The organism is Neptuniibacter caesariensis (assembly GCF_000153345.1).
In the GTDB taxonomy this organism is placed as follows: Bacteria; Pseudomonadota; Gammaproteobacteria; order Pseudomonadales; family Balneatricaceae; genus Neptuniibacter; species Neptuniibacter caesariensis.
This window is the reverse complement of record NZ_CH724126.1, coordinates 791,259-817,024: the sequence shown is the minus strand read 5'-3', so window position 1 is coordinate 817,024 and position 25,766 is coordinate 791,259. Positions and strand designations below refer to the sequence as shown.

The 25,766-nt window shown below is 46.7% G+C and carries 23 protein-coding genes and 1 tRNA gene; 5 read left to right on the top strand and 19 right to left on the bottom strand.

Annotated elements, in window-relative coordinates; all coding sequences use genetic code 11:
- Nucleotides 1–2: 2 nt before the first annotated feature.
- The 16 genes from MED92_RS13510 to MED92_RS13435 all read right to left on the bottom strand — a co-directional run bounded on the left by MED92_RS13510 (nucleotide 3) and on the right by MED92_RS13435 (nucleotide 17,952).
- Nucleotides 3–1,673 carry an AMP-binding protein gene (locus tag MED92_RS13510; RefSeq protein ID WP_007022116.1) on the bottom strand — a complete coding sequence of 557 codons (1,671 nt, stop codon included), beginning with the start codon at nucleotides 1,671–1,673 and terminating at the stop codon, nucleotides 3–5.
- Nucleotides 1,674–1,769: 96 nt separating this feature from the next.
- The gene (locus tag MED92_RS13505) at nucleotides 1,770–2,198 is read right to left on the bottom strand and encodes an SCP2 sterol-binding domain-containing protein (protein ID WP_007022115.1); all 429 of its coding nucleotides are present in this window, start codon (nucleotides 2,196–2,198) and stop codon (nucleotides 1,770–1,772) included.
- A 9-nt stretch (nucleotides 2,199–2,207) separates the two neighbouring features.
- Nucleotides 2,208–3,995, bottom strand: coding sequence for an acyl-CoA dehydrogenase C-terminal domain-containing protein (locus tag MED92_RS13500; protein ID WP_007022114.1), 1,788 nt, complete (start codon nucleotides 3,993–3,995; stop codon nucleotides 2,208–2,210).
- A gap of 319 nt (nucleotides 3,996–4,314) precedes the next feature.
- Complete coding sequence (gene flgL, locus MED92_RS13495; RefSeq protein WP_007022113.1) at nucleotides 4,315–5,562, bottom strand: flagellar hook-associated protein FlgL; 1,248 nt, start codon at nucleotides 5,560–5,562, stop codon at nucleotides 4,315–4,317.
- A gap of 10 nt (nucleotides 5,563–5,572) precedes the next feature.
- Nucleotides 5,573–7,825 carry a flagellar hook-associated protein FlgK gene (gene flgK / locus MED92_RS13490; protein WP_007022112.1) on the bottom strand — a complete coding sequence of 751 codons (2,253 nt, stop codon included), beginning with the start codon at nucleotides 7,823–7,825 and terminating at the stop codon, nucleotides 5,573–5,575.
- A gap of 80 nt (nucleotides 7,826–7,905) precedes the next feature.
- The gene (gene flgJ / locus MED92_RS13485) at nucleotides 7,906–8,952 is read right to left on the bottom strand and encodes a flagellar assembly peptidoglycan hydrolase FlgJ (RefSeq protein ID WP_007022111.1); all 1,047 of its coding nucleotides are present in this window, start codon (nucleotides 8,950–8,952) and stop codon (nucleotides 7,906–7,908) included.
- The gene (locus MED92_RS13480) at nucleotides 8,952–10,040 is read right to left on the bottom strand and encodes a flagellar basal body P-ring protein FlgI (RefSeq protein WP_007022110.1); all 1,089 of its coding nucleotides are present in this window, start codon (nucleotides 10,038–10,040) and stop codon (nucleotides 8,952–8,954) included. Before MED92_RS13480 ends, flgJ begins: the two co-directional genes overlap by 1 nt.
- Nucleotides 10,041–10,051: 11 nt before the next feature.
- Nucleotides 10,052–10,729: a flagellar basal body L-ring protein FlgH gene (gene flgH, locus MED92_RS13475; RefSeq protein WP_007022109.1), complete on the bottom strand. Its 678-nt coding sequence runs from the start codon at nucleotides 10,727–10,729 to the stop codon at nucleotides 10,052–10,054.
- Nucleotides 10,730–10,750: 21 nt separating this feature from the next.
- The gene (gene flgG / locus MED92_RS13470) at nucleotides 10,751–11,536 is read right to left on the bottom strand and encodes a flagellar basal-body rod protein FlgG (RefSeq protein WP_007022108.1); all 786 of its coding nucleotides are present in this window, start codon (nucleotides 11,534–11,536) and stop codon (nucleotides 10,751–10,753) included.
- A 21-nt stretch (nucleotides 11,537–11,557) separates the two neighbouring features.
- On the bottom strand, nucleotides 11,558–12,301 hold the full coding sequence (locus MED92_RS13465; RefSeq protein ID WP_007022107.1) for a flagellar basal body rod protein FlgF: 744 nt from the start codon (nucleotides 12,299–12,301) through the stop codon (nucleotides 11,558–11,560).
- A 132-nt stretch (nucleotides 12,302–12,433) separates the two neighbouring features.
- Entirely contained in the window at nucleotides 12,434–14,338 is a 1,905-nt protein-coding gene (locus MED92_RS13460; protein ID WP_007022106.1) for a flagellar hook protein FlgE, read from the bottom strand.
- A gap of 10 nt (nucleotides 14,339–14,348) precedes the next feature.
- Nucleotides 14,349–15,056 carry a flagellar hook assembly protein FlgD gene (locus MED92_RS13455; protein WP_007022105.1) on the bottom strand — a complete coding sequence of 236 codons (708 nt, stop codon included), beginning with the start codon at nucleotides 15,054–15,056 and terminating at the stop codon, nucleotides 14,349–14,351.
- A 23-nt stretch (nucleotides 15,057–15,079) separates the two neighbouring features.
- On the bottom strand, nucleotides 15,080–15,517 hold the full coding sequence (flgC, locus tag MED92_RS13450) for a flagellar basal body rod protein FlgC (protein ID WP_007022104.1): 438 nt from the start codon (nucleotides 15,515–15,517) through the stop codon (nucleotides 15,080–15,082).
- A 2-nt stretch (nucleotides 15,518–15,519) separates the two neighbouring features.
- Entirely contained in the window at nucleotides 15,520–15,915 is a 396-nt protein-coding gene (gene flgB, locus MED92_RS13445) for a flagellar basal body rod protein FlgB (RefSeq protein ID WP_007022103.1), read from the bottom strand.
- Between the two features lie 225 nt (nucleotides 15,916–16,140).
- Nucleotides 16,141–16,992 carry a CheR family methyltransferase gene (locus tag MED92_RS13440; RefSeq protein WP_007022102.1) on the bottom strand — a complete coding sequence of 284 codons (852 nt, stop codon included), beginning with the start codon at nucleotides 16,990–16,992 and terminating at the stop codon, nucleotides 16,141–16,143.
- A gap of 21 nt (nucleotides 16,993–17,013) precedes the next feature.
- Nucleotides 17,014–17,952: a chemotaxis protein CheV gene (locus MED92_RS13435; RefSeq protein ID WP_007022101.1), complete on the bottom strand. Its 939-nt coding sequence runs from the start codon at nucleotides 17,950–17,952 to the stop codon at nucleotides 17,014–17,016.
- A gap of 76 nt (nucleotides 17,953–18,028) precedes the next feature.
- On the opposite strand from MED92_RS13435, the gene flgA reads away from it, so the two are divergent.
- From flgA to MED92_RS13415, 4 genes are all read left to right on the top strand, one after another.
- Entirely contained in the window at nucleotides 18,029–18,724 is a 696-nt protein-coding gene (flgA, locus tag MED92_RS13430) for a flagellar basal body P-ring formation chaperone FlgA (protein WP_007022100.1), read from the top strand.
- Nucleotides 18,725–18,848: 124 nt separating this feature from the next.
- A complete protein-coding gene (gene flgM, locus MED92_RS13425; RefSeq protein WP_007022099.1) occupies nucleotides 18,849–19,154 on the top strand; it encodes a flagellar biosynthesis anti-sigma factor FlgM in 306 nt (101 codons plus the stop codon).
- A 7-nt stretch (nucleotides 19,155–19,161) separates the two neighbouring features.
- Nucleotides 19,162–19,641 carry a flagella synthesis protein FlgN gene (locus tag MED92_RS13420; protein ID WP_007022098.1) on the top strand — a complete coding sequence of 160 codons (480 nt, stop codon included), beginning with the start codon at nucleotides 19,162–19,164 and terminating at the stop codon, nucleotides 19,639–19,641.
- A 55-nt stretch (nucleotides 19,642–19,696) separates the two neighbouring features.
- Nucleotides 19,697–19,773, top strand: a tRNA-Arg gene (locus tag MED92_RS13415).
- A 2-nt stretch (nucleotides 19,774–19,775) separates the two neighbouring features.
- On the opposite strand, the gene MED92_RS13410 is transcribed toward MED92_RS13415, so the two are convergent.
- Nucleotides 19,776–21,389 carry a response regulator gene (locus MED92_RS13410; protein WP_007022097.1) on the bottom strand — a complete coding sequence of 538 codons (1,614 nt, stop codon included), beginning with the start codon at nucleotides 21,387–21,389 and terminating at the stop codon, nucleotides 19,776–19,778.
- A 277-nt stretch (nucleotides 21,390–21,666) separates the two neighbouring features.
- On the opposite strand from MED92_RS13410, the gene MED92_RS13405 reads away from it, so the two are divergent.
- Complete coding sequence (locus MED92_RS13405; RefSeq protein ID WP_007022096.1) at nucleotides 21,667–22,590, top strand: histone deacetylase family protein; 924 nt, start codon at nucleotides 21,667–21,669, stop codon at nucleotides 22,588–22,590.
- A 75-nt stretch (nucleotides 22,591–22,665) separates the two neighbouring features.
- Here MED92_RS13405 and MED92_RS13400 read toward each other — a convergent pair whose 3' ends face one another.
- Together MED92_RS13400 and oadA are read right to left on the bottom strand one after the other, a co-directional pair.
- Nucleotides 22,666–23,967 (bottom strand): sodium ion-translocating decarboxylase subunit beta, encoded by a 1,302-nt coding sequence (locus tag MED92_RS13400; RefSeq protein WP_007022095.1) that lies wholly within the window; start codon nucleotides 23,965–23,967, stop codon nucleotides 22,666–22,668.
- A gap of 11 nt (nucleotides 23,968–23,978) precedes the next feature.
- A complete protein-coding gene (gene oadA, locus MED92_RS13395; protein ID WP_007022094.1) occupies nucleotides 23,979–25,760 on the bottom strand; it encodes a sodium-extruding oxaloacetate decarboxylase subunit alpha in 1,782 nt (593 codons plus the stop codon).
- Nucleotides 25,761–25,766 lie beyond the last annotated feature (6 nt).

The following is a 25,766-nucleotide window of genomic DNA, read 5'->3' as shown; positions in this document are numbered from 1 at the left end:
GATCAGGCTGCGTTAGAGTTTGTTGGCGGTGTTTTAAGCATGCGACGAAGTACTTTACCTACATTAGATTTAGGTAACTCTTCGGCAAACTCCACCATTTTTGGCACCTTGTAGCGGGTCAGTTTATCCTTGCACCAATCACGCACTTCTTCACGTGTCAGGTTTGGATTACTACTCACGACAAAGACTTTAACTACTTCCCCTGACTTATCATCAGGCATACCGATAGCCGCCGACTCGATAATGTCCGGATGCTGTGTCAAAACGTCTTCAACTTCATTTGGATACACATTAAAGCCAGAAACAATAATCATATCCTTGGCACGATCGACAATACGGAAATAACCTTCCTCATCAACGGTCGCAATATCACCGGTAATGAAGTAGCCATCATCGGTGAATGAGGAAGCCGTTTCTTTCTCACGCTGCCAATAGCCGCGCATCACTTGTGGGCCTTTAACGCAGAGTTCACCTGCTTCACCGGCCACTACATCGTTGCCATCAGTCCCGATGATACGTACATCCGTATGCAACATCGGCAGACCAATTGTTCCCACCCTGTTGTCATCCGGCGGATTGAAACAGACCGCAGGCGATGTCTCTGTTAGTCCATAGCCTTCGATAATTTCGCAACCGGTCTTCTCTTTCCACATAACCGCGGTAGAGGGGTTCAGCGCCATGCCACCAGAGGCGGTGAATTTGAGATTTGTGAAATCTACTTCACTAAACTTTTCATTATTGCAGAGCGCAACAAATAGCGTATTCAAACCAACAAAAGTGCTCATCCTCCACTTACCCATCTCCTTAACAAAGCCTGGGATATCTCGTGGATTTGGAATCAAGACACTATGGCCGCCCAACAGTGACACTACCTGCGCAACCGTAAACGCGTAGATATGATAAAGCGGAAGTGGTGAGATCACGGTTTCCGTCCAGTCTACACCTGGCACGGTTAACCGCTCTTCGGCCTGCAGCATATTAGCAATAAGATTGGCATGGGTTAGAACGGCACCTTTCGACACACCTGTCGTACCACCGGTGTATTGTAAAACGGCCACATCGGATGTTTGCACATCGACGGGAGTAGGCTGCTGACCATCATATTGATAAAGTGCCGAACGCAATGGAATGGCATCCGGCAGGTTGTAATCCGGCTCCATTTTTTTAAGGTACTTAACGGCCGCATTCAGCAGATTGCGCTTAATAAAATCGTGAAGATCGCCTACCTGAGTGACAAACAGGTGCTGAATATCAGTATTGGCGATGATTTTCTCTGCATTGTGCGCCATGCTTTTGTGGATAATCAGTGCTTTGGCGCCAGAATCGCGGAACTGATGTTCCATCTCTTTTGGGGTATAGAGAGGATTGGTATTAACCACCACCATCCCCGCACGAAGAATACCAAAGAGCACAATCGGATATTGAATAAGGTTCGGTAGCTGAATGGCTACACGATCACCCGGTTTAAGATTGGTTTCCCGCTGCAGGTAAACAGCAAACGCAGCGGATAAACGATCCAGCTCAGCATAATCGATGGTTCGGCCAAAACTGGTAAATGCAGGCCTAGGTCCATACTGCTGCGTTGTATAGGCCAGAACATCAGGAATTGTCTTAAATCCGTACGGGTTTATATCAGCCGGAATCGTATCGGCGGCAGGAAGCTGCTGCACCATCTTAGGCTCCTCGTATAATTATTTTTATAGAGAACCTTATCGGTTCTAAAGAGTATCAGGTCGAGGGCGTGTAGTTGCACCACACGCCCTACAAGCTTAGGCTACAGGGAAAAGTGCAGCCAGCTTAGTTGCAAGCATGATATCGCCATCGGCCTGGATACGACCAGTCATGAATGCCTGCATACCATCAGTTTCACCTGACATTACCTCTTCCAGTGTTGCGCTGTCCATACGTAGTGTTACCGTAGCATCACCGCTGTTGCCCTCAGCAACTTCACAGCCACCATCCTGAACAGACACATACCACTCACCACCATCGCTGATCTCATACTGAAAAACCGCGTCAGTACCCGCCGCTGCATCGGCATTAAAGCGGCTCTTCATTTCAGTAAAAATCGCATTCAGATCGGCCATTTCAGAAACCTCATTGTCGTTTTTATTCTTTAATTGATAACGTTTGGCATTTAGTTTGAGCAGGCCGCGCAACAAAGTGCGGCCTACCGGGTTGTTAAGTGCCTTTTTCATAACTCTGCCTTAAAAAGCGAAGTGTTCTTCTTCAAGCGACATCAGGTTGTCAGCACCTGACTGCATAGTCACTACAAGGGAACGTGTTCTTGGCAAAATTCGTTCGAAATAGAATTTCGCTGTATTGATCTTCGCTTGGTAGAACGCAGCATCGCCTTCACCCGCCGCCAGTTTTTCCTGAGCGACTTTCGCCATACGCGCCCAGAAGTAACCCAGCACGGCATAACCGGAATACATGAGGTAATCTACTGACGCCGCACCGACTTCATCCCGGTTCTGCATCGCTTTCATACCTACTTTCATGGTGATATCGCCCCACTCCTTGTTTAGTTCAACCAGCGGTTTGATAAATTCTGCAAGATCAGCATTATCCGATTCTGCCTGGCAGAACTTATGCAGAATCTTAGTAAAGCCTTTCAGAGACTCGCCCTGAGTCATCAGGACTTTTCGACCTAAGAGGTCGAGTGCCTGAATCTGTGTTGTTCCTTCGTAAAGCATGGAGATACGGCTATCACGTACGTTTTGCTCCATACCCCATTCTGCGATGAAGCCATGACCACCAAAGATCTGCAGACCATGGTTCGCAGACTCGAACCCAACTTCTGTCAGGAAGGCCTTTGCAATTGGGGTCAGGAAAGCCAGCAGCGCATCTGCCTGAGCTTTCTCTTCACCTTCAGCCAACTTCACCTTATCTACGAGCTGTGCGCAGTAATAGATGAGTGCACGGCCACCCTCAGCAAATGCCTTCTGGGTTAGCAGCATTTTACGTACTTCTGGATGAACGATAATTGGATCAGCAGGCTTATCCGGGCGAGCAGGGCCTGTTAATGCACGCATCTGCAAACGGTCTTTTGCGTATACCAGTGAGTTCTGGAAACCCCATTCCGCATGTGCAAGCCCCTGAAGCGCAGTACCCAAACGCGCCGTATTCATAAAGGTAAACATACAGTTCAGGCCTTTATTTGCCGGACCGATCAGGTAACCCGTTGCATTATCAAAGTTCATTACACAAGTCGCATTACCATGAATACCCATCTTGTGTTCAAGCGAACCACAGCTAACACCGTTATCTTCACCCAGTGTCTCTGGAAGGTGCTTCGGTACGATAAATAGAGAGATACCTTTAGTGCCTTCAGGCGCATCAGGCAGTCGCGCCAGTACGATATGAACAATATTATCTGCCATATCGTGTTCACCCGCGGAGATAAAGATCTTGGTGCCGGAGATTTTGTAGCTACCATCTTCCTGAGGTTCAGCTTTGGTACGCAGCATACCCAGGTCAGTACCGCAATGAGGCTCTGTCAGACACATCGTGCCTGTCCACTCACCTGAAACCAGTTTGGTCAGATAAGTTTGCTTCTGATCTTCGGTTCCGTGAGCATCCAGCGTGTTCATCGCACCATGGCTCAAACCTGGATACATACTCCATGACCAGTTAGCCGTACCCACCATCTCATTGATCAGGATACCCAGGGATTCTGGCAACCCCTGACCACCGTATTCAGTTTCATGCGCAAGCGATGGCCAGCCACCTTCGACAAACTGCTGATAAGCTTCTTTAAAGCCTTCAGGTGTGATTACCGCACCATCATCCCAGGTGCAGCCTTGCTGATCACCAACCTGATTCAGAGGGGAAAGAACGCGCTCAGCAAACTTTGCACCTTCTTCCATAATCGCAGATACCATATCCGGAGTCGCTTCTTCACAACCTGGCAGGCTCTGGTAATGCTGCTCTGTGTTCAGTACTTCGTTCAAAACGAAGTTCATATCACGGAGGGGCGCTTTATATTCTGGCATGTCATTATCCTCAATCTTATTTTTATCTTTCCTTCACCAGCTAAACCGGGGTAGGAAATGCAGCGGTATAGAACTTAAGAAATGAAGTTGCTGCTGTTTGATTATGTAATTAAGAATGGTTCAAAGGAGGCAAACCGCCAATAACAAAAGCTACCAGCTTTGCTAACAAAAAAAACCAGATTTGAAAAAAGCCTTCAATTCCAAGGGATTCAAGGGCAATCAGATAACATTAACAGGCAATTAAAATAACATTATTGTTCATTGCATTTCGCAACGCACAAAAAGCCGGCTAAATGCCGGCTTTTTAAACAACTGATTTCTATCGTAAGAAGTTAAAGAGATTCAGATCCTGAACCCTGGCAAAGCTTGAATAGGCTGCCTGCAAAACAGTTTGCTGTAACTGGAACTGACTTATCGCTTCGTTGTAATCGAGGTCTTCGAAGGCTGATAAAGATTCAGTGGTGAACAGCTCATAATCCGTATTCACCGACATCTGCTGCTCAAGGGTATTCAAACGTCCACCTATATTGGCACGCGTGCCAACATTGAGCTCTTCAATACCACTGAGATTTTCCAGAATATGATCCATCCGCTCATTAAATTTATCTTTTCCTTCCTGAGTGGTGAAATCGGCATTCTCAAGTTCCGCTTTCAGATCCAACGCCGTGTTCAAAATATTGTGCTGACTGATAGCATCCACGGTTATTGTCGAATCAGCGGTAATATTACCAACCGTCAACTCTGTACCTGCAACCTTAATAACATCACCATCATTAAAAGCAACGTTAGTTAGTACCACGGGAGGCGTATCATCACTTGAAACCGGCTGTGGTGGTGTTTGGCTGTCCGTGACAGAGAAAGTACCCGCACCATCATTGAAAGTTATTTGCAAAGCACCTCTCTCAACCGTAAAGGCGTCAAAAGCATCAGCATCCTTTATTTCATTAGAAGCTATCTGCTGGCTTGTCTGGTTGATGTCCGCAATTACATAACCCGAAACTTTAGGCACAGTTTCAAAAATATCAAAACCTGAATCGGTAGAAGCCACTTTAGTTTCAGGACCTACCTGAAGGAAGCGCTGGCCATCATCACCATTAAACACATATCGCCCCGTCCGAGGGTCAATCGTATAGGGCTCAGTAAAACCTTTATTCCCTGAAAACAGGAATTCACCTTGAACATCTTTAGTGTTCATCAAACCATCAAGGGACTTAATAATTTGATCAACTTCAGATGCAATCGCCGCACGATCAGTATCATTCAATGTACCGGTTTTACCTTGAATGGTTAGTTCGCGCAGACGTATAGACTGGTTATTGATCTGTTCAATTGTATTTTCTTCAAGCTGTAAGCGCCTTTCCGATACTTCGATATTGCTGTTGTACTGTTCCGTACGTGCAATCTCTTTTTTGAACTTCTGAATTTGCGCGGAAGCCAAAGGATCATCAGATGGCTGCAAAACCTTCTTACCTGTGGAAAGTTGTTGCTGCGTTTTAAATACATCGGCACTGGTTTTACTGATGTTATCAATATTATTCAGAAATACCTGTTGTGTAGAGATTCTCATAACCTATCTCCTAGACACTCTGTAACAGCGAATCAAAAATAGTTTGCGCTGCTCGAATCAATTGTGCAGAAGCCTGGTAAGCCTGCTGATACTGAACCAGTTTCGCCGCCTCTTCATCAAGGTTTACCCCGGCAATACTGGCGCGTAATTCTTTGTTGGAATCTAATACTGACTTACCCGCCTGAGCATTAACCTGAGCGACTGCGGCCTGGGTACCAACACGCTCTACCGTCTGCCCATACTTGTCCTGATACGATGCGCCTTCAATCAATTTTGCTGACTGTAGATCGGACATCAGCAGGGCATTTCGGTTATCAGAGACACCGCCAGTATTGGGATTCACTGTGAATTTGTCATTTACATTCGGATTGTTATTAATCGTGATCTCATAACCACTCAACTGTATAGACTGGCCACTCGTGTAATCACCCACCATTCGATCGCCATCACCATCGGTCAGCACATAGGACATAACCCCTGTGTCGGACATGTGGCTAATCTGATAGGTTTCACCGTTTTGCGGAACCGTATTTACATCCAATAACAATCCATAGCCAGGAACATTTACCTGATTATTACCATCAGCCACACCTGCTGCGATAAGCGTTGTACCACCATTATCCACCACTGCATATGTACCTGGAGCACCGGCTGTATAAGTTACGGTTACCGGGAACTGTACATTAGCCAGATCTGTCGAATTTGTTACTCTGGCTTCAATATCATTTGTACTGTTAATACTTCCCGGCGCTGTTGCCAGCGGCGAAAAAGACACATTGACAGGCGGCGTCATCGCACCTGGCACAGCAGATAGATCGTTGTAATCTTTATCTGTAATGGAAACAGAGATAGTACCTGTCCCTGTATTTTCAGCACTAGCAGAAGTTGCCAAAGGGGCTGCCAGGGCTAGCTGACTGGCGATATTAATCTCTGCACTGATTTCAGAAGCAGCATTACGCGTGGGGCGTAGAATAAACTGATCGCCAGTAGCAAAGGCCCCTGGCGTTGACATAGTTAACGTAAAACCGTCCACACGCAGGGTCATATCGCCTGAGACAGTATCAAGGAAATACTCACCATCCTGATCAACATCCGATGCACTGGCCACCTGAGTAAGCGAAATATTACTGTTACTCCAGCGCTGCTCATCATCGCCGCGCACTAACGTAAAGGTATTCCCATCATTAAATTCCAGGGAATATTCAGCTGCTTCAAGCGCTGTTACGTCATTAATAGTGATTCCTGCTGTAACAAGCGTCGCATTATCACGGGCAGAAAGTACCCGACTGGATACGGCCGATGCGCTATTAATATCAGTAAAAATTAGTCCTCCTGCAGCTCCATTAAGGTCCATACCTTTTTGGTGCTGGGAGTTCATAGTTTCAGCCAAAACCAGCGCAATACGCCCCATTTCATCCAAGGTATCACCGAGGATATCGTCACGGTAATCAATCACACCGCCGATCTTACCGCCTGAAAGCTGGTTAGTGATATCACCAACACTGTTACCAATCTGCAAACCGATATTCAGCTGGCTACTGTCCGCAGGGCTAAACAGAGTTGTCATCTGATTTGCACTAAGCCCTACCACCAGCGGTTCGCCGTTACCCACAAACACACTGACTTCCCCGGTAGGCTGTTCAATCGTCGTAAAGCCAATATAGGTTGAAAGCTCTTCCAGCTCTGCATCGCGCTTGTCCAGCAATTCACTATTCACGTTACCCGATGCTTGGGCAACCGCAATATCCTGGTTGAGCTGCGCGATGTTTGCAGAAATAACATTAATAGCCGCGACATTGCTCTCTAAGCGCCCATTAATCGTGTCATTCTGTCGACGAATATTTGCATCCAGATCATTAAAGCGTTGAACAAGTGCTTCTGTCTGAGCAATAAACAGCTCTCGGTTGGGTAAGCTAACCGGATCATCAACTGCGGTTTGCAAAGCACCGAAGTAATCATCCATCGCTTTAGATACACTGGTAACATCTGAAGCTAATAAGTTATCCAGTTCGTTAGCAAAATCTTCAAAGGCATCATAGCTGCTAAAAGTCGCACTATCTGTCCAGATCTGTCTATTCAGGAAAGCATCTGCAATTCGATCAACATCTTCCAGAACGACGCCAGCACGTCCCTCTCGGGATTCAAATACAGGACGCTGACGCGAATACCCTTCAGTATTCACGTTACTGATATTTTGACCTGTTACAGCCAAAGCAGACTGATTCGCCTGAAGACTTTGCGTACCTAGTAACAGTAATGACATAGCTAACTCCTTTTGAGGTTCCTGAGCTACATTTCAGAAGCTATTTAAGGAGGGTTGAGTAGTAGTTTATCGGCTACTACTTAACCCTCTTTAGAATCGGTGCTTCTGGTGGCGAGCAGATCGCCCTCAAAAATGTTTTTTATCTTTTCAGCATATTTTGGATCGGTGGCATAACCAGCGTCCTGTAGCTGCTGAACATATTCATATGGATCACCTGCACTTTCTAAGGCCATCCGGTAGCGAGGACTATTTTTCAAAAAGTCCACGTAATCTCTAAAACTGTCTTCGTAGCTGTCATAGCTACGGAAAAATGCATTCTCACGCTGGGCAACGCCGTTTCGATACTCGAGTGTTGAAACCTGAGCACTTGCACCGTCCCAACGTCGATCAGCTTTGATATTGAACAGGTTATTGCTGTTATCACCATCCACAGATCGAACCATGAATTTTCCCCAGCCTGTTTCAAGAGCAGACTGAGCAAGGAGAACGCGTGGATCAACACCTAATTCACCGGCTACTTTTTCAGCCAGCGGCATTAGCTTTTCAACAAACTCTTCAGGAGTTTCAAATCGTTCAGGCAAATCTGATGCAGGTGCTTTTGCTGCCGCCTGAAGCTGCTGTTCAAATACCTCTTTTACCGTTTCTTTCTGATCTTCCGTCAAAGTCAGGCCCGGCGGATTTTCCTGCCCCTCAGCTTTAGCTAACAGAGCTGATGCTGCAATCGATGCAGCCTGATCAAACGCTCGATTCAGTTCACGGCTATTCATATCCAGCGCTTTCAGATCAGGAGACGTTTTATTAGGCTCTGACTGTCCACCTAACTGACGTACCAGCACATCTGTCAGACCAATCCCCTGAGAGCTGGCCATCTCAAGCGCAATCTGATTGTCATACATGCTCTGGAACATTTTTGTCTGGCTACTATTCATGAAATTATCTTCACCAAACGCAGCATTAGCATCACGCATAGAGCGCAACAACATGCTGACAAACAGCTGCTCAAACTGCTGAGCGGCCAGGCGCAGACCTTCTTCACTGTTATCTTTAGCTTTAGATTTTAGTTTCTGAAGCTCAGCCAGATCAGAATAAAGCTGTGCGTTTCCGCCACCTGCACCTGTCTTAATCATTAGATCACCACCAATTCAGCTTTTAACGCGCCGGCCTGTTTCAGGGCTTCAAGAATCGCCATCAAATCACCAGGAGCGGCCCCAACCTGGTTTACTGCTTCAACGATATCTTGCAGATTCGCACCTGGCGCAAATTCGAACATGTGACCAGAACCTTCATCCACTTCAATTCCAGTACGAGGAGTGACAACAGTTTGCCCCTGCCCCAAAGGATTTGGCTGATCGACATTGAGCTCTTCTGCAATAGCAACAGTTAAGCCACCATGAGTAATAGCAACCGGTGCGACGCTCACATTCTGCCCAATAATAATGGTGCCTGTGCGTGAGTTGATCACCACTTTGGCTGCATCTTTAGCCGGCTCAACATTCAGGTTTTCCAGAACCGACAGGAAAGAAACACGCTGATTAGGGTCACGTGGAGCACGGACGCGGATCGAAGTCGCATCCATAGACGCAGCCATATCAGGTCCTAGAAGGTGATTAATCTGCTCGGCCACACGGCGAGACGTAGTAAAATCAGGACTGTGAAGATTCAATACGAGACTATCACCTTGAGTAAATCCACTAGGCACAGCACGCTCTACTGTGGCTCCGTTTGGGATACGACCAACACTGGGAACATTCAGGGATAGGCGAGAGCCATCGGCGCCCTGGACACCAAAACCTGATACCACCAGATTACCCTGCGCTACTGCATATACCTGACCATCCGCACCTTTCATCGGTGACATCAGCAAACTACCGCCACGGAGGCTTTTCGCATCGCCAATCGCAGAGACTGTAATATCAATCTTTTGCCCTGGTTTTGAGAATGCAGGTAGATCCGCATGGATCGCTACTGCTGCAATGTTCTTAGAAGATGGGTTTGTTGTGGATGGAATCGCCACACCAAAGTTATTCAGCATGTTACGGAAGGTTTGCGATGTAAAAGCTGTTTTATCACCTGTACCATCCAGACCTACAACCAGACCATACCCCACCAGTTGGTTAGAGCGGACACCGGAAATGCTGACCATATCTTTCAAGCGACCCGCTTCAGCGACCACCGTTACCAACATACAAGCAACAAGGACTAATGCTTTTTTCATCACACTTCTCCTCAGAATGGCATTAAAGCGCTAATAAAGAATTTTGACACCCAACCCATCACATTGGTGTCATTCACCGCACCTGTACCACTATATGTAATTCGCGCATCAGCAAGCTTAGTAGACATAACAGAGTTATCAGAGCCAATATCCTGAGGGCGGACCATACCGCTGATACGAATATATTCATCGCCCTGATTTAAGGTCAGCCACTTCTCACCTTTCACAAGTAAAACCCCATTCGGTAAAACATCATGTACTGTCACAGTGATGTTACCGGTAAGGTTATTACTCATGTCCGAAGAACCTTCCCCATCAAAATCCAGAGTCGGACCATTCAAAGTAGCGCTTAACGGTCTACCGTTGATATCGACGGTCTGTCCAAGAAGGGTCGGCTGTGCTAGCGATAAATTGCTTGATTTATCTAACTCAGTTTTTGCGCTCTTTTGTGAACTGGTGCTTTCTTGCAAGGTAATTGTCAGAATGTCACCTACGCGGTGTGCTCGACCGTCACCGTAAAGGTTTATACTCGTAGCAGAGTTATAAATTGATCCATTAACAGGCGCTGGCTGGGTGAGCGCTTGCGGCACGATCGGCGCATACTCGGGGTTGTTCGGTTTTACCTGTTTTTGAACACAGCCGGTTAGGAACAGAGTGGAAACCAAAAATCCAATGACTAACTTATTCATCTCAATTACCTCAGTTTCCTATTAAAGCTGCTGACTTACGTAAGACAACATCTCATCCGCGGTTGAAATCACTTTAGAATTCATTTCATAAGCCCGCTGAGTGGTAATCATGTCCACCAGCTCCTGTACAGAATTCACGTTTGAGCCTTCCAGTGCACCTTGAACCAAAATACCCGTACCATTCTCACCCGGGTTACTAATAATCGGAGCACCACTGGCACCGGTTTCCTGATAGAGATTCTGACCTAAAGACTGCAAGCCCTGCGGGTTAACAAAGTCAGCCATCTGCAACTGACCGATCTGAGTCGGTGTGTTGTTACCAGCAGTTACCACCTCGACAACACCGTCAGTACTAATCGAGAAATTAACGACCTCGCCCGGCAACGTGATTGCTGGATTGATCTGATAACCTTCAGGGGTTACCAACTCATTGTCTGCGTTTAGATGTAACTGACCATTGCGGGTATAAGCCGTATCACCATTTGGCAGTGTTACCTGTAGAAAACCGCGGCCATTGATTGCGACATCAAACGCCTCTTCGGTGATTTCAATTTCACCCGTACCAAACAGTTTTTGTGTGCCAACCGTTCTTACCCCTAAACCAACCTGTAAACCAGAAGGTAGCTGTGCCTCTTCAGCGGTCTGAGCGCCTGGCTGGCGACGAATCTGATACATCAGATCTTCGAAAACCACTGCGTCTTTTTTAAAGCCAACCGTTGAAACGTTGGCCAAGTTGTTGGATATCACCTTCAGGTTAGTGTCCTGAGCGGTCATTCCTGTTTTTGCTACATTCAGTGCACCGTGCATTTATCTATCCTCAGGTGAAACTTAAGAAATTCTTAAAATTGCAGCTGCTGACTCAGAGTTCTCTTCAGCTGTCTTCATCATTTTGATTTGCATCTCGAATTGACGGGACGACGTTATAATTCCGGTCAGTTCACTCACTGCATTTACATTGCTTGCTTCCAGATAACCCGAACGCACCTGAACAGCAGGGTCCGGCTCTAAAGGCACTTGATCACCGGTAATCATCAAACCGTCGGGACCTTTGAAAACAGACGCCGGATCCGGGTTTACAAGTTTCAACTGATCGGCGACCAAGAGTTCTGTTGCATTCTCCCCTAATGGCCGAACAGTAATCGTGCCATTAGTCGCTATTTCGATATTCTCAAAAGGAGGTAAAACAATAGGAATTCCGCCGTTGCCCATTACCGGCAAACCGCTGCCCGTTACCAACTGACTAGCGGCATTGATCTGCAGCGAACCGGCACGGGTATACCCTTCAGTTCCGTCAGGGCGAATAACGGTCAACCAACCATCACCTGTAACTGATACATCTAGCTTGCGCCCTGTATCAATTAAGGTTCCATGGGTGACATCGGTAGCAGGTCTCTCTGTCTGAGCATAGACACGCGACGCATGACCTTCCCCAAACACCTGCATGGCGCGGGCTTGCGCCAGATCAGCTTTGAAACCTGTAGTATTCGCATTTGCAAGGTTATTTGCATGAGCCTGTTGGGCCAGCATGTTTTCTCTGGCGCCACTCATTGCTAAATAAAGAACCTTATCCATCTTTTACTTCCCGTTTGAGCGGCAAGGCCGCGTCTCGTTGAATGATTTATATAGAGGGACAAAGCAATAGGTATGCCAAAAACCAAAAAGGCCGCATACGCGGCCCTTTTAAAGTCTCAGGTTGCAGCTCTATTAGATCTGCAGAATTGCCTGAGTTACTGTATTTTGAGTCTCGATTGTCTTCGAGTTGGCCTGGAAGTTACGCTGGGCCTCGATCAACGCCACCAGTTCGGCTGAAAGATCAACGTTCGACTGCTCCAAGGCAGCTGATCGCAGAGTACCGTTCAGACCAGTGCCAGGTGGGTTAACAATCGCATCACCAGATGTGAGTGTCGCGGTCCACTCAGTATCACCGGATGGCTGCAAACCTGACTGGTTCTCAAAAGTAGCAATTGCCACTACCCCCAGATCCTGGTTCTGACCATTAGAGAAACTTGCAACCATCTCACCGGTTTCACTAAAGCTAACACCGATCAGGTCACCTTTTGTGTAACCATCCTGAGTCGATGACTTCACGATAGATGCTGACGCGAACTGAGTAGTACCGGTCAGATCCAGTGTAATCGTTGTCGCATTATTAGCCGGATCCGCACCACTTACTGTAATTGAAGGAGCTGTCGCACCGGAAGTGAAGGTCACATCATTAATACCGCGCAACAAACCACTTGAAGGGTTAAATTCAAGTAAGATCGGGCCTACTTCGGTATTGCCCGCTGGCGCACCTGGCTCACCCGGATCTTCAACTTTACCAATATCCAGCAATTCAGTACCATTCAAGTAAGCATAAAGACGGTACATACCCTGGAAGCCATTGTCACCATCAACTGTAGAGTTAAGGGACATGCCGGTATAGCCTGTTGGCGTTATGGAGATTGGATAAGAGGTTGGATTGATATTACCCTGCTCAGCTTTGAAACGGATACTGATCTGATAGTTACCGCTGCCCGCATCGATTACAGAAACAGATTCAATAGCTGGGTTACGATCCAGAATTTCCTGCTCCCTAGCCTGAATAGTATTCGCCATATCCAGTTCGCTCATACTGTCGGTTACAACAATAGAGACACCAGAAACATCAATTGTGGCCGGGGATTGTGCAGCCGAAGGCACAGCCAAGTCATACAGCCTTACTTCATTGGCATCACGTTCTGTTGGCGCAGGTGTAATATCCGTTGGTGTACCGGAGACATCTTCAATAACAACATCGCCGTAGTCACTGTACTTAGCTTTGATTTCAAAGCTCATGACACCACCACTGTAACTCAGTGTAGCACCATCAATGCGGCTATCTGCTGCTTCAATTGACGCAATTTCAGCCGCCGAGAAACCATCGGTCGGATCTACAGTAACGCCCGAAATACGTACAGCTGTTGATGCAGTTGTTACAGAATAAACATCTTTCGTTGGACGACGCTCAACCATGTTGTACTTAATCGTATGCTCATTACCCAGGCTATCAAAGGTACGGACCGTTGTACTGTAGGTAAACGACGCAGGGGTATCCTTATCATAAGGGAAGGTCAGCGTAGTCGGATCTTCCCTTGAGTCGATATTAAACGACAGATCAATATCTTCAGTCGCTTTTGGCGGACTTTCTTTCTGGCTTACCGCCAGATTACCAATCGGCAAACGGTTACCCTGATCATCCAGACCATAACCCTGAAGGAACTTACCGGATTTGGAAACGATAAAACCATCTTTATCAAGCTGGAACGCACCAGCACGCGTAAAGGTTGTGCCGCCCTGACCATCATCCAACTGGAAGAAACCAGAACCATTAATCGCCAGGTCAAGGTTATTGTTGGTGAACTCGATGGTACCGGCCTGGAAATCCTGGGCAATATCACTAACCGTTACACCGGAACCGGCAACGTTAGAAGAACCCGCACCAACTACGGCTGTCGCATAGATATCACCAAATTCGGTACGGGATGTTTTAAAGCCCACTGTACTCGAGTTAGCGATGTTATTACCGATCACATCCAGATCTGTACTGGCTGCTTTTAGACCGGTTACTGCTGTATTAAAACCTGCCATTTTCTTATCCTCACGCGCCGATCTGTTTCACTTCGCTAACATCGTAAGTGCCAGCCGTTGTATTAACCTGCATGCCGATACCATTCTCGCCTAGCGTCACACTGTTAACGCGGTAGGCCATATTAGTATCGATTGCGTTGTATTCGCCGTCATCCATGCGTTCAACCACAAAGGTATAGTCCCCTGCTGGTTGCTCAGGATTGCCGTCTTCGTCAAACTTCATCTGCCAGGCAAATTCATGCTCACCTTGGCTAACTGCCCCAAGCTGCATGGTATCAACCAGTGACCCACTAGAGTTGTACACCTTAATCCGTACTTCTGAAGCACTGCTATCGAGGTTGAAAGAGCCTTTTGCATACGGATTGACTACCGTACCTACTTCAGCAGTATCACCCGCGATATAAACTGACTGCCCCACCATAGACGAAGCTTGCAGTGCAGCTTGACTTGCCAGCATAGATTGCGAAGTCGACTGCACGGTTTGAGTCAGGTTATTGATACTTTCAACCTGAGACATGGTCGCGATCTGCTGCATAAAATCATTAGTATCCGCCGGACTGGTGGGATCCTGATTTTGCAACTGGGCGATCATCAAGCGCATGAACATATCGCTGTCTTCCTGAGACTGCGAGGTCGACGAAGATTGGGTACTCTTAGTTTGATTCTGAGTATTAATCTTGTCGAATATGTTCTGGTTTACGCCATTTACATCACTCATGGCTATTAACCTCGTTACTTAGATTATTGCTGACCCAAACGGATAGTCTGTTGCAGCATCTGCTTAGCAGTGTTCATAATTTCAGTGTTGATCTGGAAAGAGCGTGAAGCGGAGATCATATCTGCCATCTCTTCCACAACATTAACATTAGGGTAGTAAACAAAACCTTGCTCATCCGCCATTGGATGAGCTGGGTTATATTCCTGGCGCAGCTCCGCTTCGCTTTCCACAATGCCTAGAACTTGAACCCCACGTCCTGCAGCAATGCCTGCTTCATTATCGGGCTCAGCTAATGGATCTGTTTGCTGAACTGCGAATACAGGCTTTCGCGCACGATAGGTTTCATCAAGGCTAGAGCTGACACTTTCAGCATTCGCCAAATTACTTGCCGTAGTATTCAGACGAATCGTCTGCGCATTCATGGCCGAACCAGCAATTCCGAAAACATTACTTAATGACATAATTATTCACCCTTAATCGCTGACTTGAGGCCGGTAAACTTCTTATTCAAAAACTGGAAAGAGGTCTGATAATCCAGTGCATTCTCAGTATAGCGGGCCATCTCCTGCTGTAACTCCACAGTATTCCCATCAACTGAAGCCTGATTAGGAATTCGATACATCATATCGGCAGCCAGATCTGGCTCTAGTAGCTGCGTTTTATGACCTGATGATGTCGCTGTTTGCTTTACTTGCATCTGGCTTGCATGCTCAAGCGCATGCGCAAACTCCATGTCACGAGCTTTGAAGTTCGGTGTATCAGCATTTGCTATATTATTAGCTAACACCTCAGCACGACGAGCCCGATGAAGTAATGCATCATCATGAATCCCCAGTGCCGCATCAAAACTAATTGCCATGTTCTTGCCTCTTTTAAAAGTTACCCGTTACAAAGCAATACATGTACCAATTAAATATAAACCATACAAATCAAACACTTAAATAAAATATCTTAAAAAAATCATATGCCCTGCAAGGTAAAACGGCAAAGCGGAACCGCTTCTTTGCCGCAAGCGGCAAGCATTTCTTTTAGGCATAAAAAAACCGCTGCAGTTGCAGCGGCTTTATATTTATTCAGTATGGATCTAAATAGCCTGATAAATAATACCCGGCCGGCAATGGATCATTTTGTATTTATCAGAAAGACCTGAGAGGAATTCAGATGCACCAAGGATTAGAAATCCTCCCGGCTTTAAGACGCCATGCATCTTAGTCAAAATCTCTGTTTTCTTCTCACTGGAGAAATAGATAAGGACATTTCGACAAAAAATCACATCGAACTTACCCATCGAAGAATACTGCCCCTGGAGGTTGATACTCTGAAAGCGCACCCGGGATTTAATATCCGGTTTTACCGCCCAACTACCATTGGGCATCTCGCGGAAATGCTGGGTCAAACGATCCTGAGAAAGGCCACGCCCAATGGCCAACATCTCATACTCTCCCCTACGCGCCTGCTCAAGGACCTGAGTTGAAATATCTGTAGCCATAATTTCTTCAGACATCAACTTGCCAGGACTTTTCTTCTTGAACTCGTCCAGTGTCATACTGATTGAGTATGGCTCCTGACCTGTGGAGCAGGCGGCAGACCAAATTCTGATCTTATTGCTTCCAGGGGAGCTGCCTAACATTTCGGGTAAGATTTTATCGCGCAGAATGTCAAAAGGGTGAACATCCCTGAACCACAAGGTTTCATTGGTTGTCATTGCATCGATAACCTGCTCTCGCAAGCGTTTCGAAGCCGGACTCTGAAGCTTAGTGATCAATTCTTTAAGCGAGGGGCAGTTCTGCTCTTGAACAATCTTACCCAAACGGCTTTGCACCAGATATTGCTTATGCTTAGCCAGAAGAATGCCACTATTGTCTTCCAGAAACTTACTGAACAACTCAAAGTCTGAGTCGGTAATGGTAAATCCGGACCTACCAGCAATACTCATAAGGAGTGAAGCACCTCTGAATTAACGCTTTTCAACTTGCTGAATACGCTGCACAACGGCTGTAGCCAGATCATCTGGATTAAACTTAGCAAGGAAGCCATCAGCGCCAACTTTCTTAACCATAGATACGTTAAAGCCTCCCGACAAGGAAGTATGCAGGACAACATGCATTTTACTCATTCGTTCATCTTCACGAACCATTGAGGTCAGTGTATAGCCATCCATCTCAGGCATCTCGATGTCAGAAATAACCATTAGGAAATGTTCTGTCACGTCGGTACCACGATCAGCCATATCTCTTAGAAGATCCCAAGCCATACGACCGTTGTTACATGAAGTTACCTTAATACCAAGGTTCTCAAGGCTTCTCTGCATCTGATTACGCGCTACGGAAGAATCATCGACAATAAGAATCTGATGCTCACGTGCTTTTTCTCGCACCTCATCATCTGCAACGTCTTTACTGACTTCTGTTGCCATCGGGTAGAGGTCGGCAAGAATCTGCTCAACATCAAGAATCTCAATCAACTTACCTTCGTATTCGAAGATGGCTGTCAGATAGTTCTCAACGCCAATTTCTGTAGGCGGAGCCATAATCTGATCCCATTGTGTATTGAGAATCCGATCGACCTTACGGACCAGAAATGCAAGCGTGCGACGGTTGTATTCGGCAACAATCAGAAAACAATCTTCGCGCTGATCCTGAGGAACATTGTTACGACCAATCGCTTCTGAAAGATCCAATACAGGAATAGTTTCGCCACGTATGTGCGCCATACCCTTGATCGCAGATGTTTGACGCGGAACTTCCGTCAGTTCAGGGCACTGAAGTACTTCACGCACCTTGAATACGTTAATGCCATATTGCTGATCCGTCTCCAGACCGAATAACAACAATTCTAATCGGTTCTGCCCCACCATCTGGGTACGCAGGTTTACACTATCTAGGATACCTGACATGATTTAACGATCCCGTAGAGATTCTAATTAATCTTTTTATACGCTGTGATTCAAACATAATGTTAGTAACAACAACGTGAATAAGCATAATTTAACACGACTTTTCCTGCTAACCACTTTTCTTTTCTGTTATCAGGCTACTTTTGCTGCCAGTCAGACAGAAAAGCTGGAGCAAGAGGCGCTTAGCTTTCTGCATCAACATTACAAAAGCACTCAGCAAAATGCGCGTACTGAGATCAAACTTAACCCGATTAGCCGCAAAATCAAACTAAAAAACTGTTTAAAACCGCTTGAATTTCAATCACCAAGAGGAAATGGCAACAGAATCACCTTCAAAGCGCGCTGTCCATCTCCATTATGGCAGTTGTTTATTGCCGCAGAAATTAAACAGTACCAATTTGTTGTCACAGCCAAGAATAGCTTACCTCGCAGAACTGTGCTGCAGGCAAAAGATCTGGTGCTTGAAGAAAGAGACACAACGACCCTTAGGTCCGCTTATTTCTTATCTACGTCTGAAATTATAGGCTGGAGCAGTAAAAGATCCATCTCGACAGGCGCGGTGATTACCGCATCGATGGTCAAAGCCCCCATAGCAGTCACTAAGGGCAATGCCGTTATCATTGAGGCTAAACGAGGTAGCGTGAAAATAAGAACCGCCGCAACCGCGCTGGAAAATGGCGAAATTGGCCAACAAATAAAGGTAAGAAACGACCGATCAGGCAACATTGTGAAAGCCGTTGTTGTTGCCCCTGGCCTGGTCAGAGCGCCATAGGCAATGGATTGCCCCTGATAGTGCTGCTATACTGATCATTAATTAACAAATAAGTTATTTTTTTCTAAAGTTCCCAATTCAACTGCCGATAAGCTTGTTCAGATACAAGTTTGAGGACGGAAAAATGATAAATGACATCACGGGCCTAACATCGTCACAGACGGCTGGCACTCGTGCGCGAACAGGTGAGAATGACGCAGCCAAATCTGGCAGCGCTACGCCTACGCAGTCTCCGTCCAGTAAAGGTGACACAGTCAAACTCAGCGGTGCCGCGCAGGCTTTGCAAAATGTTGAGAAACAACTGGCTAACACACCTGATGTGGACAGCGATCGCGTCGAGCAATTGAAGCGGGATATTGAAAGTGGCAACTATCAGATAAACGCCGAGCGCGTTGCCGAGAAGATGCTAAACTTCGATAGCTTACTCTAAACTCGATATGACAGAACAACAATTCTCTCAACTGGATACCCTGCTATTGCAGGGTATTTCGCTTCTGGAAACACTCAGTTCAATCTATGACAAGGAGCTAGAGGCGCTTAGCAGCAAAGACCTTGATCTCCTCAGCGATATCACCCAAGAGAAAACCGGCCTACTAAACAGATTCCATAATTTTACTCTGGAACGCGTTGAGCTACTGAAATCCTTCTCGATAGAAACATCAAAAGAGGATTATTCCAGTGCGGGTTTAAGCGAACCTTTTGCCAGCAAAATAGATGAGCGAAACCTGACGATTAAAAGCCATTTAAAAGAGCTGCAGCAAAAGAATAATCGTAACGAGCAAACGATTTACCGTAATCAGCAGAATATTAACCAGCTGCTTTCGATTGTCCGCGGACATGATAAGAAAGACCAGCTATACAATAAGGCTGGCGGTTCAGGTTTATATAAAGCCCAGAGCAGAATTGGTAAAGCCTAACCGACGAATAGTGACTCGTCTCTAGAATCAGGCTAGAATCGCCCTCACTTAAAAAGTCCCAGTAGCTCAGTAGGATAGAGCGGTCCCCTCCTAAGGGACAGGCCAGGGGTTCGAATCCTCTCTGGGACGCCATTCTATCTAAGCAGATTACCTAACGATCCCCGCGGCAATAAGCTCACCTCATGCCCTACATAACGCTTTAGCTGGTGCTGCTTATCTAATTCTGTCCCCGTCAAAGACAACCGCTCTGAAAGCTTAAGGTAACGCCCTACCATTTTGATTCGCTCTTCACGCTTGTCTCGTGAATCTCTCGCGGACTCCAAAAACAGTTGAGCCAGATTCAGAAGCGCCGATGCATTTGAAGAATCATATTCAGTAGCCAAACCAAAATATTTGAGCGCCTGCGGCATCTTTCCTGCCAGGTAATGTTTCACCCCTAGACGATTCACTTTATCGCTCATCTCTGGATCATGCTTGCGCTTAGCTGACGAACTTTGCTGACTAACTTCAGATACCAGAATCGGTACAGCATCGCCGGTGACACTGAGCAACTCGCGATCCAGATCTAAGGGTTTTTCCAGTTGAGAGTTAATTAACTGCGCATCACGGGTACATTTGTTAGCTGCATCAGTATCTCCAACTTGATGATACACCTCACTTTTCAGCAGCGACGCCTTTACCTGAAGCTCCCGATCATTTGGAAAAGCCTGATACGCCAGCGCAATGGTATTGTCGACTTCATTAACCAATTCCACAGTGACAGACTCAGACGAACTGGCCATTTCTAGGCGCTTAACATTAGCCAAGCGAAGGTAGGGTTCCGGAGATTTGTAGCAACTATGTCTTCCAAGAACGATCGATTTTTTATAGGCACCACCTGCCATATCCAACTGTTTGGTCTGAGTCGCCAATCTACCAAGCTCCATTTGCCTGGGTATCCCCAATGGGCTTTTCTGCGTGGCCTCAGCCACCACCTCACGGGCTTGTTCTAAATCCCCATTGTGCTCGTGCACCTTAACCAGAAGATCATAGGAAGCGATAAACAGAGGGTACTCCTCTATTAATTCCATCAACAACGCCTTGGCCTCATTTGTCTTACCTGAAACCAACAGAGCCTCGGCCCAAACCACACCGATCTCTTTATCATGCGTCTTCCAATACTGTTTCTCAGCTACCTTAGCTGCATCTGCTGAGCGTTTGAAGCGCAGTAAAAGGCGAGCAAGGATCAATTGGGCTTCGTCATATTCCTGATCGTAAGGGGCAAAATTATGCCGACAATAATTAATAGCTGTAGGCAGATCACCTATCTCCAGCGCATCGTCAACAGGTTGAAAAACGGACTTCCGATAAAGAATACTGTCTAAACGATGCTTAAGCTCGTCGACAGAGAAAGGTTTCATGATCAGATCATCAGGGCGACTGTCGATAGCATGAAGTACGACTTCCTGAGATGCATCGCTAGTCATAAAGACCCAGCAAGCACTGGGTTTGATAAATCCCCGGTAACGACACTCTTCCAGAAGCTGTATGCCTGTAACACTGTCACTGACATTGTGTCCTAGCAAAATTACATCGTAACTATTTTCAGATATCTCAGTAAGAACGCGATCATTGATGGTAACCGCCTTCACGTTGACCACCCCGAGGCTGCGCAGCATATAAAAGATGGTCGATCGCATATTTCCACTGCTCTCGATCAGCAATACCTGCTTGTTCGAATAATCTATTTTTGCCACAGAGTAATCCATAACCTGAATCCGGTTCTAGAAGTATAAAAGGGGAGGCGCTTAGACAAAAGCTTTCTGTAGGCAAAAAAAAAGCACCGAATGTAGGGTGAAACATGCGGTGCTAAGACAGTTCTATGCTGTGAGACCATCCTATCCTTAGCACAGACAAACACTAATGACCTGGATCAAGAAAAAACTAACTGGGTAGGCGTAGTCTGAGTGTATTGATACATTTTGATGAGATCTTGAGATTAAGGTTTCAGGTAAACTAATAAAAAACCTATAAAAATAGATTCCTATGACTACAGCTTTTATCACACATGATGATTGTGGCCTCCACAATATGGGTCCGGAACACCCTGAAAGCCCGGTACGCCTTTTAGCAATAAAGAAGGTACTTGAAAAGACCGGTCTTATGCAGGAGCTGGAGCAATTAGAATCCGTTCACATACTTCCCGAACAGATTCAACTGGCGCATGCCCATCTACACCAAAAACGCCTGGAGATGAAATTGCCCGAGCATGGCGTGGTATATACCGATGAAGATACCGCTCTGTGCCCACACTCACTTCATGCAGCCAGCCTTGCAGCTGGGTCAGCAGTCATGGCTGTTAACCGTGTTATCGCGGGAAAATCCCAGAACGCTTTCTGCGCGGTAAGGCCTCCTGGGCATCACGCAGAACATAATATCCCGATGGGTTTCTGCTTTTATAACAACGTTGCAATTGCAGCAATTCATGCACTTCAGCAACCTGGTATAGAGCGCGTTGCCATTTTTGATTTCGATGTACACCACGGCAACGGCACCGTAGATATATTCAAAGATCGCCCGGAAGTACTTGTGTGCTCAACTTTTCAACACCCCTTCTATCCTGAACGATACAGTGACATTCAGAGGGATAACATCATCAATTGCCCGATGGAGGCGCACAGTGACGGCATGGTTTTCAGATCACTAGTAGAGGGCAAATGGCTACCAGCCATACAGGCCCATAAGCCTGACATGATTCTGATCTCCGCAGGGTTTGACGCTCATCACGAAGACCCTATGGCTGATATTAAGCTGAATGAAGAGGATTACCGATGGGTTACTCAGATGCTAATGGATTCCGCAAGGACTTATAGCGAGAACAGACTGGTATCTGTACTTGAAGGCGGCTATAACCCGGTCTCACTGGCGTTTAGCGTTCAGGCGCACCTGGAAGTACTGGCAGGACATTAATCATCTACAAAGATTGTGCGTTAGAAATAAAAAAGGCTGCCTTAGGCAGCCTTTTTTAGTGCGAAAAGATATCTCTTAGCTTACAAACTTGATCATCACACCGGCCGCAATCGCAGAACCGATTACACCCGCTACGTTTGGACCCATCGCATGCATCAACAGGAAGTTCTGAGAGTTGTACTCCAGACCAATCTTGTTAGATACACGAGCAGCCATTGGTACCGCAGATACACCTGCAGAACCAATAAGAGGGTTGATCGCATTGCCGCCCATCATCTTGTTCATCAATTTCGCCATCAGGACACCTGCAGCAGTACCGATACAGAAAGCAACGATACCCAGCGCCATGATACCCAGAGTTTCCAGATCCAGGAACTTGTCAGCAGACAGTTTAGAACCTACTGACAGACCCAGGAAGATAGTTACGATATTGATCAGAGCATTCTGTGCAGTATCGCTCAAACGATCTACTACACCACACTCACGCATCAGGTTACCGAAGCAGAACATACCCAGCAGCGGCGCTGCATCCGGTAGCAGAAGCGCAACCAGGATCAGCAGTACGATTGGGAATAGAATCTTCTCCAGCTTAGTCACGTGACGCAGCTGACTCATCTGAATCTTACGCTCTGCATCCGTGGTCAGTGCACGCATAATCGGCGGCTGAATCAGAGGCACAAGCGCCATGTAAGAGTATGCAGCTACAGCAATAGCACCCAGAAGATGTGGAGCCAGAAGACTGGTTACATAGATTGCCGTAGGACCATCAGCACCACCGATGATACCAATCGCAGCAGCTTCCTGGATGTTGAAATCCATGACTCCGATTGCTGACATACCAACAGCACCAAGTACGGTAGCAAAGATACCGAACTGAGCTGCAGCACCCAGGAACAGAGTACGTGGATTCGCCAGCAGAGGACCGAAATCGGTCATCGCACCAACACCCATGAAGATCAACAGCGGTGCAGCAGTGGAGCCAATCGCTACGCTGTAGAAGTTATACAGCATACCGTTAGCATAACCACCATCAAGCGCTACGTTGATAGCCGCCTGATGTTCCGCAGCTGAAGAGCTGTGATAAGCATGCATAATGTCATGCGGATCGGTACTGGTAATATTCAGTGCAGCCGCCAAGCCATTCATCACTTCAGGAACAGCAAAGTGCACAGCATTTTCTACTGCCGTGTAAGCAAGGCCCGCTTCCGGAATATTGGCCATAATGCCACCGAAACCGATTGGCACAAGCAGCAGGGGCTCGAAATTCTTTTTGATGGCCAGGAACAAAAGTAACAGGCCAACCAAAATCATTACGATCTGACCGCCAGTGATGTTATAAGCACCAGAGGCAAGAAACAGTTCGATTAACTTATCCATCAAACAGTACCTTACGCCAGAGTCAGCAGAGTGTCGCCTACCTGTACAGCGTCACCTTCATTGACTTCCACAGTAGAAACTGTACCTGCACGTGCAGCACGTACTTCAGTTTCCATTTTCATCGCTTCCAGAATAACCAGAACGTCACCTTCCTGAACTGCCTGACCAGGTGATACCTGTACTTTCCAGATGTTACCTGCAAGCGGTGCAGCGATATCTTCACCAGCACCTACTGGAGCAGCTGCTGGCGCAGCCGCAGGTGCCGCAGGAGCTACAGCAGAAATGTCACCGCCTTCAGTTACTTGTACAACGTAGTTCTGGCCGTTAACAGTAATAGTGTAAGTCTGTGGGCCTGTATTCTTAGGTGCAGCCATTGCTTGTGCGTCCTCTAATGTAGGTGCAGGTTCAAATGCATCAGGGTTGTTACGGTTTTCCAGGAACTTCAAACCAACTTGTGGGAATAGCGCATAAGTCAGAACGTCATCAATTTCGTTCTCACCTGTAGTCAGCTCAATTCCTTTCTCAGCAGCCAGTTCTTTCAGCTCGCCTACCAGCTTATCCAGCTCAGGCTCAAGCAGATCAGCAGGGCGACATGTGATGGCTTCACCGCCATCCAGTACACGAGCCTGTAGATCCGCATTATATGGCGCTGGAGCAGCACCGTACTCGCCTTTAAGGATACCCTGTACTTCTTTAGAGATAGTTTTGTAACGCTCGCCCATCAGGACATTGATTACTGCCTGAGTACCCACGATCTGAGAAGTTGGCGTAACCAGTGGAATCAGACCCAGGTCTTCACGAACGCGTGGAATCTCAGCCAGTACTTCATCAAACTTGTCAGCAGCACCCTGCTCTTTCAACTGGTTTTCCATGTTCGTCAACATGCCACCAGGAACCTGAGCTACCAGAATACGGGAGTCAGTACCACGCAGAGAACCTTCAAACTTAGCGTACTTCTTACGCACTTCGCGGAAGTAGCCTGCAATCTCTTCAAGTAGATTAATATCCAGACCAGTATCACGATCCGTACCTGCTAGCGCAGCTACGACAGACTCAGTAGAGGTGTGACCGTAAGTCATAGACATAGATGAGATTGCTGTATCAACACGATCGATACCAGCTTCAACAGACTTCAGGATCGTCATGTCAGACAAGCCGGAAGTTGCGTGTGCGTGCAGTTGAACTTCCAGATCAGTCTGAGCTTTCAGACGAGAAACCAGATCAAATGCATCGTACGGCGTCAGGATACCGGACATATCCTTGATGTTGATTGAATCAGCACCCATATCTTCAAGAGTCTTAGCGTATTCCACCCAGTTATCGATGGTATGTACTGCACTCTTGGTATATGAGATTGTGCCCTGAGCGTGCTTGCCTGTAGCTTTCACTGCTTTGATTGCAGTTTCCAGGTTGCGTGGATCGTTCATCGCATCAAAGATACGGAACACGTCTACGCCATTTACAGCAGCACGTTCACAGAATTTGTTTACAACATCATCAGCGTAGTGACGGTAACCTAGTAGGTTCTGTCCACGCAGGAGCATCTGATGTTTTGTGTTTGGCATTGCTTGCTTCAGCAAACGGATGCGTTCCCACGGATCTTCTCCGATAAATCGGATACATGAGTCAAATGTTGCGCCGCCCCAGCTTTCTAGGGACCAAAAGCCTACTTTATCTAGCTTTTCCGCGATCGGCAGCATGTCTTCAACTCGCATACGCGTAGCGAACAGCGACTGGTGTGCGTCACGTAGTACTACATCAGTAATGCCAAGTGGTTTCTTTGCGTCGGTCATGGGTAA

Coding starts and splice junctions, on each gene's coding strand:
- MED92_RS13420 (WP_007022098.1), top strand. CDS start 19,162: ATGACAGAACAACAATTCTCTCAACTGGATACCCTGCTATTGCAGGGT.
- oadA (WP_007022094.1), bottom strand. CDS start 25,760: ATGACCGACGCAAAGAAACCACTTGGCATTACTGATGTAGTACTACGT.
- flgB (WP_007022103.1), bottom strand. CDS start 15,915: ATGGCAATTAGTTTTGATGCGGCACTGGGGATTCATGATGATGCATTA.
- MED92_RS13440 (WP_007022102.1), bottom strand. CDS start 16,992: ATGAGTATTGCTGGTAGGTCCGGATTTACCATTACCGACTCAGACTTT.
- MED92_RS13410 (WP_007022097.1), bottom strand. CDS start 21,389: ATGGATTACTCTGTGGCAAAAATAGATTATTCGAACAAGCAGGTATTG.
- MED92_RS13480 (WP_007022110.1), bottom strand. CDS start 10,040: ATGAAAAAAGCATTAGTCCTTGTTGCTTGTATGTTGGTAACGGTGGTC.
- flgC (WP_007022104.1), bottom strand. CDS start 15,517: ATGTCATTAAGTAATGTTTTCGGAATTGCTGGTTCGGCCATGAATGCG.
- MED92_RS13400 (WP_007022095.1), bottom strand. CDS start 23,967: ATGGATAAGTTAATCGAACTGTTTCTTGCCTCTGGTGCTTATAACATC.
- flgM (WP_007022099.1), top strand. CDS start 18,849: ATGATAAATGACATCACGGGCCTAACATCGTCACAGACGGCTGGCACT.
- MED92_RS13460 (WP_007022106.1), bottom strand. CDS start 14,338: ATGGCAGGTTTTAATACAGCAGTAACCGGTCTAAAAGCAGCCAGTACA.
- MED92_RS13510 (WP_007022116.1), bottom strand. CDS start 1,673: ATGGTGCAGCAGCTTCCTGCCGCCGATACGATTCCGGCTGATATAAAC.
- MED92_RS13455 (WP_007022105.1), bottom strand. CDS start 15,056: ATGAGTGATGTAAATGGCGTAAACCAGAACATATTCGACAAGATTAAT.
- MED92_RS13505 (WP_007022115.1), bottom strand. CDS start 2,198: ATGAAAAAGGCACTTAACAACCCGGTAGGCCGCACTTTGTTGCGCGGC.
- flgK (WP_007022112.1), bottom strand. CDS start 7,825: ATGTCATTACTGTTACTAGGTACGCAAAGTCTTCAGGCGAATCAGTCT.
- flgG (WP_007022108.1), bottom strand. CDS start 11,536: ATGCACGGTGCACTGAATGTAGCAAAAACAGGAATGACCGCTCAGGAC.
- MED92_RS13405 (WP_007022096.1), top strand. CDS start 21,667: ATGACTACAGCTTTTATCACACATGATGATTGTGGCCTCCACAATATG.
- MED92_RS13435 (WP_007022101.1), bottom strand. CDS start 17,952: ATGTCAGGTATCCTAGATAGTGTAAACCTGCGTACCCAGATGGTGGGG.
- MED92_RS13465 (WP_007022107.1), bottom strand. CDS start 12,301: ATGGATAAGGTTCTTTATTTAGCAATGAGTGGCGCCAGAGAAAACATG.
- flgL (WP_007022113.1), bottom strand. CDS start 5,562: ATGAGAATCTCTACACAACAGGTATTTCTGAATAATATTGATAACATC.
- flgJ (WP_007022111.1), bottom strand. CDS start 8,952: ATGATTAAGACAGGTGCAGGTGGCGGAAACGCACAGCTTTATTCTGAT.
- MED92_RS13500 (WP_007022114.1), bottom strand. CDS start 3,995: ATGCCAGAATATAAAGCGCCCCTCCGTGATATGAACTTCGTTTTGAAC.
- flgH (WP_007022109.1), bottom strand. CDS start 10,729: ATGAATAAGTTAGTCATTGGATTTTTGGTTTCCACTCTGTTCCTAACC.